This is a genomic window from Streptomyces sp. NPDC057249, assembly GCF_042669245.1.
In the GTDB taxonomy this organism is placed as follows: domain Bacteria; phylum Actinomycetota; class Actinomycetes; order Streptomycetales; family Streptomycetaceae; genus Streptomyces.
In genome coordinates, this window is record NZ_JBHUXS010000004.1 from 40,611 (window position 1) to 51,771 (window position 11,161).

10 protein-coding genes are annotated in these 11,161 nt (G+C 73.0%); 5 read left to right on the top strand and 5 right to left on the bottom strand.

Annotated elements, in window-relative coordinates; all coding sequences use genetic code 11:
- Positions 1–108: 108 nt before the first annotated feature.
- Positions 109–1,146, bottom strand: a complete 1,038-nt coding sequence (locus ACFUJY_RS08860) for a phosphatase PAP2 family protein (protein WP_383296598.1) — start codon at positions 1,144–1,146, stop codon at positions 109–111.
- A 466-nt stretch (positions 1,147–1,612) separates the two neighbouring features.
- Here ACFUJY_RS08860 and ACFUJY_RS08865 point away from each other — a divergent pair, with 466 nt between their 5' ends.
- Together ACFUJY_RS08865 and ACFUJY_RS08870 are read left to right on the top strand one after the other, a co-directional pair.
- Positions 1,613–3,337 (top strand): MFS transporter, encoded by a 1,725-nt coding sequence (locus ACFUJY_RS08865; protein ID WP_383296601.1) that lies wholly within the window; start codon positions 1,613–1,615, stop codon positions 3,335–3,337.
- Positions 3,338–3,554: 217 nt separating this feature from the next.
- Complete coding sequence (locus ACFUJY_RS08870) at positions 3,555–4,766, top strand: acyl-CoA dehydrogenase family protein (RefSeq protein ID WP_383296603.1); 1,212 nt, start codon at positions 3,555–3,557, stop codon at positions 4,764–4,766.
- Positions 4,767–4,781: 15 nt separating this feature from the next.
- Here the strand turns inward: ACFUJY_RS08870 and ACFUJY_RS08875 are convergent, their stop codons facing one another.
- Positions 4,782–5,225 carry a cell division protein SepF gene (locus ACFUJY_RS08875; RefSeq protein WP_383296606.1) on the bottom strand — a complete coding sequence of 148 codons (444 nt, stop codon included), beginning with the start codon at positions 5,223–5,225 and terminating at the stop codon, positions 4,782–4,784.
- Between the two features lie 305 nt (positions 5,226–5,530).
- On the opposite strand from ACFUJY_RS08875, the gene ACFUJY_RS08880 reads away from it, so the two are divergent.
- From ACFUJY_RS08880 to ACFUJY_RS08890, 3 genes are all read left to right on the top strand, one after another.
- Positions 5,531–6,751: a DUF5685 family protein gene (locus ACFUJY_RS08880; RefSeq protein WP_383296609.1), complete on the top strand. Its 1,221-nt coding sequence runs from the start codon at positions 5,531–5,533 to the stop codon at positions 6,749–6,751.
- A gap of 79 nt (positions 6,752–6,830) precedes the next feature.
- Positions 6,831–7,631 carry a DUF1684 domain-containing protein gene (locus tag ACFUJY_RS08885; RefSeq protein ID WP_383296612.1) on the top strand — a complete coding sequence of 267 codons (801 nt, stop codon included), beginning with the start codon at positions 6,831–6,833 and terminating at the stop codon, positions 7,629–7,631.
- Between the two features lie 199 nt (positions 7,632–7,830).
- Positions 7,831–8,730 carry a S1 family peptidase gene (locus tag ACFUJY_RS08890; protein ID WP_383296615.1) on the top strand — a complete coding sequence of 300 codons (900 nt, stop codon included), beginning with the start codon at positions 7,831–7,833 and terminating at the stop codon, positions 8,728–8,730.
- 86 nt (positions 8,731–8,816) lie between these two features.
- Here the strand turns inward: ACFUJY_RS08890 and ACFUJY_RS08895 are convergent, their stop codons facing one another.
- The 3 genes from ACFUJY_RS08895 to ACFUJY_RS08905 form a co-directional block, all read right to left on the bottom strand.
- A complete protein-coding gene (locus tag ACFUJY_RS08895; RefSeq protein ID WP_383296618.1) occupies positions 8,817–9,302 on the bottom strand; it encodes a phospholipase in 486 nt (161 codons plus the stop codon).
- Between the two features lie 136 nt (positions 9,303–9,438).
- Positions 9,439–9,990, bottom strand: coding sequence for a hypothetical protein (locus tag ACFUJY_RS08900; RefSeq protein WP_383296621.1), 552 nt, complete (start codon positions 9,988–9,990; stop codon positions 9,439–9,441).
- Positions 9,991–10,001: 11 nt separating this feature from the next.
- The gene (locus ACFUJY_RS08905) at positions 10,002–11,027 is read right to left on the bottom strand and encodes a DUF3533 domain-containing protein (protein WP_383296622.1); all 1,026 of its coding nucleotides are present in this window, start codon (positions 11,025–11,027) and stop codon (positions 10,002–10,004) included.
- Positions 11,028–11,161: the final 134 nt, after the last annotated feature.

The following is an 11,161-nucleotide window of genomic DNA, read 5'->3' on the forward strand; positions in this document are numbered from 1 at the left end:
ACGGCGTCCTCGGCGGTCCGGCGGGGCGGGCCGGGCGGCCCGGGCCGGGCGGTCCGCGTGCGGGCCCCCGCCCGGCCGTGGGGGGGCCCCCTCACGCGTACGCCCGGATCAGCCGCCGGCGACCGGCCGGGCCGGGGCCGTGCCTCCGCGCGGCGCGCGGTCCGCGTGCGGCGGGCGCCGGCTGCCGGCCGGCGTCACCGGGGACCGCTCCGAGCGCACCGCGTGGGCCGTGGCCGGCGCGGGATGGGCGCGCGGGCGGGCGCTCGCGGCCGGTGGGCGTCCGGCCGGGCCGCGCCCCGGCCCCTGTGCCGCCGGTTCCTCCGCGGACGGCTGTGCGGCGGGCTGCGCGGTCGGCTGTACGGCCGGCACGGGAGCCGGGGTGTCGGCGGCGGGTGCCGGGGCCGCGGGGCGGCTGCCGGGGGCGCCGAGCCGTGCGCGGGCGGCGAAGATCCAGTTCTCGGCGCGGGTGATCAGCGGCTCCACCCAGGGCAGGCCGAGCAGGATCAGCAGGCCCGCCGCCCAGCCCAGGAGCACGTCGCTCAGCCAGTGCGTACCGAGGTAGACCGTCGTCAGGCCGACGCCGAGCGAGACGATGGCGGACATGGCCGACAGATAGCGCCTGGCCCTCGGGGTGGCGGCCAGATAGGCGAGGATTCCCCAGGTCACGACGGCGTTGGCGGTGTGGCCGGAGGGAAATATATCGCCGCCGGCGAAGAGCTCGGCCGATCCGATCCTGGTCGCGTAGTGCGGGCCGAGCCGGCCGAGGCCGATCTTGACCGCGCCCACCGTCAGGTTGAGCAGCAGCAGCGAGGCGCCGAGCGTCAGCAGCGGACGCAGGGTGTGCTGCCGCCAGGAGCGCCAGCCGAGCCAGCAGGCGACCATGACCGCGGTGGGCCCGCGCTGGCCCAGGACCACGTAGTAGTCGAGGGCGGCGTGGATTTCGGGCCACTGCTGGTAGGGCCGGAAGAGCATGACCTTCCAGTCCAGGGCCACCAGCCAGGACGACATGAGCACGGCAATGACGATGGCCAGATAGAACGCCAACGTCCCGCCGAAGAGAGCGATGCGGTGACGGCTCATCCGCGGTGTCTCTATCTTCGGCGGTTCCGGCTCCCGGTCCAGCCGGGCGAAGATGTCGGTACGCACCCAATCGACGTTACAGGGAGTGAGTGGGCGCGCCTGTCGATCCGGGCGCTTTGTGATGACGATGTGATGTGGAGTATGTCTCAGCCACCGGGTTCTTCCGGGGTGTCTCAATAACTCTCCTATTCTTTTCGGACTCTTATGCGATGCCTGTTCGACGATTAATTCGCTGAAACTTCCGAAGAATTCCCGGGATCTCGAAGTCTGTTTGTCCACGGTGCGGCGGAGCGGAACGGAGGGTGTCAGTCCGGTTACCGTACGGCTTCGGGCGGGAGGTCGTGCGGGGCCGCCGGGCGGCGCGCGTAGTGGCGTACGCCACACTCCGGCGGGTCGGGCGGTATGAGATGGGCCACGTGTGGCCCCGCCGAACTCGCGTACGCTGACGGATCACTCGCCCGTCGACGCCGGGCCCGGACACCGCGTCCCGTGGGTCCGCCGAGAGCGAGTGGACCATCTGGGAGGTAGATGCATGTCCGGGACGCCCACCGCCCGAATCCGCCTGCGCGCAGCCGCCGACGGTGCCAACCGCTGGGTCGTCCTGGTCGTCCTCTGCCTCAGTCTGCTGCTCGTCGCGCTCGACGCGACGGTGCTGCACGTCGCCGTCCCCGCCGTCACCGAGGACCTGCGGCCCAGCGCCGCCGGACTGCTGTGGATCGTGGACGCCTACCCGCTGGTCTGCGCCTCGCTGCTGATCCTCTTCGGCACCCTCGGCGACCGGGTCGGACGCCGGCGCGTCCTGCTGCTCGGCTACGCCCTCTTCGGCGTCGCCTCGGCCGTCGCCGCCCTGGCCGACACCGCGGCCGTACTCATCGCGGCGCGGGCCCTGCTCGGGGTCGGCGGGGCGATGATCATGCCCGCGACCCTCTCGATCCTGCGCCAGGTCTTCCCCGACCGGCGCGAACGGGCGGTGGCGATCGGCGTCTGGTCCGCCGTGGCCGCCGTCGGCGCCGCCACCGGGCCCGTCATCGGCGGCTTCCTCGTCGAGCACTTCTGGTGGGGCTCGGTCTTCCTGATCAACATCCCGCTGATGGCCCTGATCCTCCCGGTCGGCCGGCTGCTGCTCCCCGAGTCCCGGGGCAGCGACGACGGGCCCTGGGACGTGCTCGGCGCGCTGATGGCCGCGGCCGGGGTGCTCGGCGTGGTCCTCGGCGTGAAGCGGGCCGGTACCGGCGAGGGCCTGACCGGCCCGGCCACCCTGGTGCCGCTGCTGCTCGGGGCCCTCCTGCTGGTCGCCTTCGTGCGCCGCCAGAAGCGGCGCGCCCACCCGCTGATCGACATCGGCATGTTCGCCCGGCCCGCCTTCTCGACCGCCGTCGGCTGCATCGTCCTGGCCATGCTCGCCCTGGTCGGCCTGGAACTCGTCGCCGTCCAGTACCTCCAGCTCGTCCTGGGCCTCAGCCCCCTGGAGACCGGCCTCAGACTGCTGCCGCTCACCTTCGCCGCGATGGCCGCCGGCGCCACCGGCTCCCACACGCTGCGCCGGATCGGGCCGCGCCGGATGGTCGGCTGGGGCTTCGTCGTGACGGCCGCGTCGGTGACGACGCTGACCGTGATGGGCCGCGACGACCGGCCCCTCCTGCTGGCCGCCGCCTTCGTCGCCCTCGGCTTCGGCCTCCAGTCCACGCTGTTCGGCGCGTACGAGTCGATGCTCAGCGAGGCCCCCGCCGACCGGGCGGGCGGGGCGGCCGCGATCGGGGAGACCTCCTACCAGCTGGGCGCCGGCATGGGGATAGCGCTGCTCGGCAGCGTGATGAACGCCGCCTATACGCCCGGCCTCGCGGGGCTGCACGCCGACGGCGTCCCCGCGTCCGCGGCCGCCGGGGCCGCCCACTCGCTCGGCGAGGCGTACGAGGAGGCCGCGCTCCTGGGCGGGCCGCTCGGCGCCGTCCTGCGCACCACGGCCCGGGACGCCTTCATCGACGGGCTGCACGTGACCCTGCTGGTCAGCGCCGGACTCCTGCTGCTCGGGGCGCTGGCCGCGCTGCGGCTGCCCCGGCTGATGGAGTGCGCCCCGAAGCTCTGCGAGCCCCGGGAGCCGGTCGGGCTCCCGGACGCGCCGCCGTGCGACCGCGCGGACCGGCTCGACGCGCCGCCGCGGGTGCCCGCGCGGCGCAGGCCGGGCGGAGCGGCGGGCTCCGGGCGCTCTGGACGTCCGGCACACCGGGTCGTAACGTCGGCCCGGCACCGTAACTAACGCTGCTAGGGCCTGTCCGACCATTCCCGTCCGCCGTTCGACGCCATGCACGCACCCTCGCGGCACCGGCCCCAGACCCCGGTACGTCCAGTACAGGGGTCTGGGGCCGGCACGCCGAGAGCACCCGCCTGACGCCGCCCGGCCCGCCCTCCGGGCGGACGACGGGAATGGCCGGACAGGCCCTGGTTTTCGAGCACCCCGCCGGAGGCACACCCTCATGTCCACCGCTTCCACCTCGAAGCTCCCGCCCTTCGACCCCCGGGACCCGATCGGCGTCGACGACCTGCTGAGCCCCGAGGACCTCGCGATCCGCGACACCGTCCGCTCCTGGGCCGCCGACCGCGTCCTGCCGCACATCGCCGAGTGGTACGAGAACGGTGAGCTGCCCGGCATCCGCGAGCTGGCCCGGGAGCTGGGCGCCCTCGGCGCGCTCGGCATGTCGCTCCAGGGCTACGGCTGCGCCGGTGCGACGGCCGTCCAGTACGGGCTGGCCTGCCTGGAGCTGGAGGCGGCCGACTCCGGCATCCGCTCACTCGTCTCCGTACAGGGCTCCCTCGCCATGTACGCGATCCACCGCTACGGCTCCGAGGAGCAGAAGCAGCGGTGGCTGCCGGGCATGGCGGCGGGCGAGACCATCGGCTGCTTCGGCCTCACCGAGCCCGACCACGGATCGGACCCGGCCGCCATGCGCACGTACGCCAAGCGCGACGGCGGGGACTGGGTGCTCAGCGGCCGCAAGATGTGGATCACCAACGGCTCGGTCGCCGGTGTCGCGGTCGTCTGGGCGCAGACCGACGAGGGCCCGGCCGGCACCGGCATCCGGGGTTTCGTGGTCCCGACGGACGCGCCGGGCTTCTCCGCGCCCGAGATCCGGCACAAGTGGTCGCTGCGCGCCTCGGTCACCAGTGAACTGATCCTGGACGAGGTGCGGCTGCCCGCCGACGCCGTCCTGCCCGGGGTCACCGGGCTGCGCGGACCGCTCAGCTGTCTGAGCCACGCCCGCTACGGCATCGTCTGGGGCGCCATGGGCGCGGCCCGGTCCAGCTTCGAGGCGGCCGTCGACTACGCGCGCACCCGGGAGCAGTTCGGGAAGCCGATCGGCGGGTTCCAGCTCACCCAGGCCAAGCTTGCCGACATGGCCGTCGAGCTGCACAAGGGGATTCTGCTCGCCCACCACCTCGGGCAGCGGATGGACGCGGGGCGGCTGCGCCCCGAACAGGTCAGTTTCGGGAAGCTGAACAACGTGCGGGAGGCCATCGAGATCTGCCGCACCTCGCGCACGATCCTCGGCGCCAACGGGATCTCGCTGGAGTACCCGGTGATGCGGCACGCGACCAACCTGGAGTCGGTGCTCACCTACGAGGGGACCGTGGAGATGCACCAGCTGGTCCTGGGGAAGGCGCTCACCGGCCTGGACGCGTTCCGATGAGCGCCCGGAGGGCGGTCAGCTCTGGTTGAAGAAGCCGTCGGCCGGCCGGCCGACGGCTTCGCCGTTCATCACCTGGGTGTCGGCGGGGGTCAGCAGGAAGACGCGGGTGGCGACCCGGTCGATCGACCCGCGCAGGCCGAAGATCAGGCCCGCGGCGAAGTCCACCACGCGCTTGGCGTCGGCGGAGTCCATGGAGGTGAGGTTCATGATCACCGGGACGCCGTCCCGGAAGAGCTCGCCGATGGCGCGGGCGTCCCGGAAGCTGTCCGGGGTCACGGTGGCGATCCGGCGGCCCGTCTCCTCGGCGCTCTCGGAGACCACCCGCACCCGGGGGTCGGTCACCCACGCCTGACCGGTACCCGTCCGTGCGCCCTCGGCGTACTCGTCGTCGTCGTAGTACCGCTCGTCGTTGTCCTCTACGAGGCCCAGCCAGGCACTCGCCTTGCGCACCGATCCCATGGACGCCTCCTCTCACCGCGGTTCCTTGTTGTTCCGCATCTCTTTCGTATCCCTATGGTCGTCCATGATGCGGATCGTGCGCCAAGGGGATAGGCGGCGCGCAGGGCATTCGTGACGGTACTGGTGCAGAGGATGTGGCGATTCGTCAGGCTTCGTACGGGTAAGGGGGCCTGAAGAAAGAAAATATGAAGTCCAGGCCGTACGGGTGACATGGGGGACGTACGGGTGAACGGGCCGCTCGGTACGATGCCGTCGCGTCCGCGCCCGAGCGCGGCGCACACGCGAACGAAACCCGGGGGACGGCCGTGTTCGGAATAGTCAGGCCCTGTACGCATCGCCTCTCCGAGAGGCTCAAGACCGAGTGGATGGCCCACCTCTGCGGGCTCTGCCTGGCGCTCCGCTCCGACCACGGGCAGTTCGCCCGGGTCGTCACCAATTACGACGGCCTGATCGTCTCGGTCCTGACGGAGGCTCAGGCCGAACGCACCCCCGCGCAGCGCCGCACCGCCGGGCCCTGCCCCCTGCGCTCCATGCGCACCGCCCCCGTCGCGCGCGGCGAGGGCGCCCGGCTGGCCGCCGCCGTCTCGCTGGTGCTGGCCTCGGCGAAGGTGCGGGACCACGTCGCCGACCGGGACGGCCTGTTGGCGCGCCGCCCGGTCGCCGCGGCGGCCCGCCGCGTCGCGGCGAGCTGGGACCGGGCCGGGGCGCGCACCGGCGCGCAGCTCGGCTTCGACACCGCGCTCCTGGTCGACGCGGTCGACCGGCAGACCGGCATCGAACTCCTCGCGGGCCCCGGCACCCCGCTGCTGACCGTCACCGAGCCCACCGAGACCGCCACCGCCGCGGCCTTCGCCCACACCGCCGTCCTCGCGGGCAAGCCGCACAACGCCGAACCGCTCGCCGAGGCCGGACGCCTCTTCGGGCGCCTCGCGCACCTGCTGGACGCCGTCGAGGACCAGGAGGCCGACGCGGTGTCGGGCGCCTGGAACCCGCTCACCGCGACCGGCACCTCGCGCGCGGAGGCCCGCCGGCTGTGCGACGACGCGCTGAAGGGCGTGCGGCTGGCGCTGGCGGACGCGGAGTTCACCGACGGCAGGCTCACCCATGTGCTGCTGACCCACGAACTCCGGCGCTCGGTGGACCGGGCCTTCGCCACGGACGTCTGCTCCCACCGGTCCGGCGGACTGCTGACCGCGTCCGGCGAACCGTCAGGAACGGCGCCCACGGGCGCCTTCGGGCCGCCGCCCGGCAACCCGTACGCCCCCACGGGGCCGGGCGGGCCCTCCGGCCCCCGGCCGCCCGAGCCGCCGCGCGACCGGCGCGGGCTCGTCATGGGCTGCCTGGTGTGGGCCGGACTCGCCTGCACCTGCCAGATGTGCTGCGGCACCTTCGAGGACCCCTGGTCGCGTCAGCGGCGCGAGGGGCTGTGCAGCCAGTGCGACTGCTGCGACGGCTGCGACGCGTGCAGCAACTGCTGTGACTGCTGCAGCTGCTGCGACGGCTGTGACTGCGGGTGCGACTGCTGAGGCGGTCAGCCGCAGGACCCGGTACCGCGTCGTGGTCGCGTCACGGGATCGTCGTACCGGTGTGGAAGGGTTGACCACCATGAGCACGCACGCACAGCAGCAGGCAGCGCGGGACTGGGAGCGCTGGCACGAGGAGCGGACCGCCACGGTCGCGGCGCCGTACGGGCCGCTCTCCCTCACCGGGACCCACTGGCTCGCGGATTTCCCGGAGGGGCGAATTCCGGCCGTCCCGGGACGGTGGCGCGAGGAGGACGGCGCGTTGGTGCTCGACGCCGTCCCGGAGGACGGGCTGACCGTCGACGGAACGCCCTTCGCCGGCGCGGTCCGGCTCGGTGCCGACCGGGGCCCGATCGAGGCGTCCCGGGTCGCGCACGAGGGACGCAGGCTCGTCGTGCTCAGCCGCGAGGGCCTGTGGGCGGTCCGGGTCTTCGACCCCGATTCGCCCGCGCGGCGCGCGTTCCGGGCGATCGACGCGACCCCGTACGACCCGCGCTGGGCGCTGCCGGGCACCTTCCGCCCGTACGCGGACGCGCGCACCGTCCGGGTCGAGAACGCCGACGGTGTCGAACGCGGACTCGGGCTCGCCGGGGAGATCGCCTTCGAGGTGGACGGGGCCGTGCACACGCTTCAGGCCGCGGTCGAGCCGGATGGTTCGCTCTGGGCCGTCTTCGCCGACGCCACCAGCGGAGACAGCAGCTACCGCTTCCGGTTCCTGCGGCCCGCCGCACCGGACGCCGGCGGCGCGGTGACCGTCGATTTCAACCGCGCGCTGCTGCCGCCGTGCGCCTTCGCCGACCACTTCATCTGCCCCTTCCCGCCGCCGGGCAACACCCTTCCGGTGGCTGTGGAGGCGGGGGAGCGGCAGCGCATCGACGGCTGAGGGCGGCCGGGGCGGCGGTCGCGAGCTCAGGCCAAAAGGCACCCTTGCGCGAGAAGTTGACGCCTTGAATACTCCCGAGCAGCGCTTGTCAGGGGCACGGCGTATCCGGAATGCGGACGGATCGCCGTGCGGCTGACTGCGCCTCACGGGCCCGACCACCCCACAGGCGGGCCCCCGACTCCCCTCGGGAGGAATGACAGTGAGGATCAAGCGCACCACCCCCCTCAGCGGTACCGCCAGACGCAGCAGGGCCGTCGCCATCGCGGCGGGCCTGGTGGCCGTGGCCGCCCTGGCCGCCCCCACCGCCCACGCCGACTCCAGCGGAACGTACAGCGCCAACCAGCTCGCCGCCGCCAGTGACGCCGTCCTCGGCGCCGACATCGCCGGCACCGCCTGGAACGTCGACGCGAAGACCGGGAAGCTCGTGGTCACCGTCGACAGCACGGTCTCCGCGGCGGAGATCCAGCAGATCAAGGACTCCGCGGGCGGCAACGCGGGCGCTCTGCGCATCGAGCACACCCCGGGCACGTTCAACAAGCTGCTCTCCGGCGGCGACGCCATCTACGCCCCCGGCTGGCGCTGTTCCCTCGGGTTCAACGTCCGCAGCGGCAGCACGTACTACTTCCTGACCGCCGGGCACTGCACCGACGGCAACCCGCCCTGGTACACCAACTCCTCGAACACCACCTACATAGGCCCGACGGTCGGCTCCAGCTTCCCGGTCAACGACTACGGAATCGTGCGTTACGACAACACCTCGCTGGCCCACCCGGGCACGGTCGGCAACGTCGACATCACCAGCGCGGCCAACGCCACGGTCGGCATGTCGGTGACCCGCCGGGGCTCCACGACCGGCACCCACAGCGGCACCGTCACCGGGCTCAACGCCACGGTCAACTACGGCAACGGCGATGTCGTCTACGGCATGATCAAGACCAACGTGTGTGCCGAGGGCGGTGACTCGGGCGGTCCGCTCTACTCCGGTTCCAGGGCCATCGGCCTGACCTCCGGCGGCAGCGGCAACTGCAGCTCCGGCGGTACGACGTTCTTCCAGCCGGTCACCGAGGCGCTGAGCGCGTACGGCGTCAGCGTGTACTGACGTCCGGACCCGTACGGTGACACATGGCCCCCGGTCCCGCCGGGGGCCATGTGCGTGCGGCGTGCGCGGAGAGGGGCGGGCGCCGGTCAGCCTCTGGCCGCGCCCGCCCCGGCCGGGGCCACGCCGAAGATGTCCACCGCGTGGTAGTACGTCCAGGCCGTGGCGTCGCACGAGGTCCGCTTGGCGCCGGAATAAGCGGCGCACACGCGCTTCAGGTCCGCGTAGAGGGCGTTGTCGAGCCGGGCCTTGTTGGCGGAGAACGTGCCGGCGGCCTTGTAGTTGCGGTACCCGAAGTCGTGGCGGGCGCAGGCCGTCTGGAACGGGAAGCCGAAGGGGTTGTCGGGCGAGGAACTGCAGTAGTCCGTCGACCAGTCGAAGCCGTACGCGGACCACGCGCCCTTGTTGTTGCGGGCGGAGTTCCACGCGTGGTAGCTGGTGGCGCTCGTCTGCGTCCAGGAACTGAGGACCTGGGGCTTGTCCGCGGGGGCCGCCGAGGCGGACGCGGCGGGCAGCAGGGCGAGCGGGAGCGACAGGCCGAGGGCGGCGAGCAGGGTGGCGACGCGACGGCGCATGGGCGACCTCCGTGGGGTGAGGGGGAGTCGGAACGGCTCGCGGGTGTCACGAGGTCGCTCCAGAATGCCGCCATGAACCTGTCATGCCTAGGGCGTGCGGTGGCTGTTCGGTGCAGTGCGCCGTGCGGGGTACGTGTCAGCGGGCGCGCCGCCGGCCCAGCAGGCGGGTCTGTTTCTTCTTCAGTTCGGTGAATCCCCCGCGCGCGTACGCGGCTATCTCCTGACTGGGGAACGACACCACCGAGAGGTGTTGTCCGTGGTCGCCCCGCGCCCACCGGGCGGCCGTGATCTCGTAGCCCGAGACATGGGCGCACAGCCGGAGCAGAAGGGGTGGCATCACCGGCTCGTTCAGGAGGTCGGCGTGGGCGAGGACGAGATCGCGCATGGCCCGGATGTTCGGGAGGAAGACGGTCGTGACCCACAGCCGCCACTCGGCGAGTTCCTCCTCGGTGGGCGGCGTCCCGTGGTCGAAGGGGGACCTGCCGTCGGGGCGGGCGTTGCGCTCCAGGAACGCGGCGAAGATGCGGCTGTTGGCCTCGGTGAGGGCGAACAGCGGGCCGTAGAAGTCGCTGAGCTGACGGTTCACCCGGGCGAGGCGTTCCTGGCGCTGCGCGAGGCGCAGCCCGTTGAGATAGGTGATGACGTAGCCGGCGAACGTGAGCCCGATGGTGACGGCCAGGGTGATCATAGGGGCCGATGCTAACGGGGTGACGCCTCCGTCGCCGCCGGCCGGTCCCGCCTTCCGCGCATCGCCGTCAGCAGGGTCCCCGCCGTGCCCGCCACCGCCCACGCGGACAGCACCAGCAGGGGGCCGGTCACCGCGTTGCCGTGGAAGTACGCGATCGAGCGGGCCGTCCAGGTCGAGGCGCCCGGGGGCAGGGCGGGGCCGATCGCGCGCCAGAAGTCCGGGAGCATCGGGAGCGGGAAGGCGCCGCCCGCGCTCGGGTTGCCCGCGATGACCACGATCAGGACGGCCAGGCCGATGCCGACGATGCCGGTGAGCCCCTCCAGGGCAAGGGTGATCATGCCGACCGCGAAGACGGTCAGCGCGCCCAGGCCCGACAGCCCCCAGAAGCTGCCGGGCAGGGCGCCGAGGGCCGGGCCGATGATGAGCGCGCCGCCGATGCCGCCCGCGATCGCGTACAGCGCCATCACCCCGGTCCGGATCAGCGCGCGCTGCCGGTTGGCGGGGCGGGTGCCCGCGCTGATCGCCAGGATCGAGGCGCACAGGTAGCCGCCGACGCACCAGCCCACCGCCAGGTAGAACGCGGACAGCCCGTCGAAGTCCTGGCGGGAGGCCGGGGCCACGTCGACGGCGCGCACGGTGCGCCGCTGGGTCGCCTCCGCCTCCTTGGCGATCTTCGTGAGGGAGGTGGCCAGGACGGTGCCCCCGCCGGAGGCGACCAGCACGGTGTCCCTCGTGCCCCGGGGGTCCACGATCAGGGCGCCGTCGATCTCGCGGTCGAGGATCTGCCGGCGGGCGGTGGCCTCGTCGGAGACCGTACGCGGGTCGAGCGGGCCGCCGGGGAGGCCGTCCAGCCGGTCGACGAGCCGGGCGGACATCTGCTGGGGCGCGACGACCCCGAAGGGGACGTCCGTCGGCTTCGGGTGGTGCAGCGCCCCGATGTAGGACGCGATGAACAGCAGCTGGAGCGCCAGCACCCCGATGACGAGCAGAGCGGCCCGGGGGGTGACGGCGTTCCGCACCTCGTCGGTGAAAGTCATGCCCCCACGCTCCGGGCTGCCCCTCGCGCGCGCAGTCGGGACGCGGCCGAACGGCGGAAGGGAGGGGTGCGCGGCCCGTGGGACGGGGTGGGCACCGGGTATCGTACGAGTGTTCGAAATTTGGTTTATGGTGG

Excerpts from the sequence above, each read along its gene's own strand:
- ACFUJY_RS08875 (WP_383296606.1), bottom strand. The coding sequence starts at position 5,225 with ATGGGATCGGTGCGCAAGGCGAGTGCCTGGCTGGGCCTCGTAGAGGAC.
- ACFUJY_RS08895 (WP_383296618.1), bottom strand. The coding sequence starts at position 9,302 with ATGCGCCGTCGCGTCGCCACCCTGCTCGCCGCCCTCGGCCTGTCGCTC.
- ACFUJY_RS08885 (WP_383296612.1), top strand. The coding sequence starts at position 6,831 with ATGAGCACGCACGCACAGCAGCAGGCAGCGCGGGACTGGGAGCGCTGG.
- ACFUJY_RS08865 (WP_383296601.1), top strand. The coding sequence starts at position 1,613 with ATGTCCGGGACGCCCACCGCCCGAATCCGCCTGCGCGCAGCCGCCGAC.
- ACFUJY_RS08905 (WP_383296622.1), bottom strand. The coding sequence starts at position 11,027 with ATGACTTTCACCGACGAGGTGCGGAACGCCGTCACCCCCCGGGCCGCT.
- ACFUJY_RS08870 (WP_383296603.1), top strand. The coding sequence starts at position 3,555 with ATGTCCACCGCTTCCACCTCGAAGCTCCCGCCCTTCGACCCCCGGGAC.
- ACFUJY_RS08900 (WP_383296621.1), bottom strand. The coding sequence starts at position 9,990 with ATGATCACCCTGGCCGTCACCATCGGGCTCACGTTCGCCGGCTACGTC.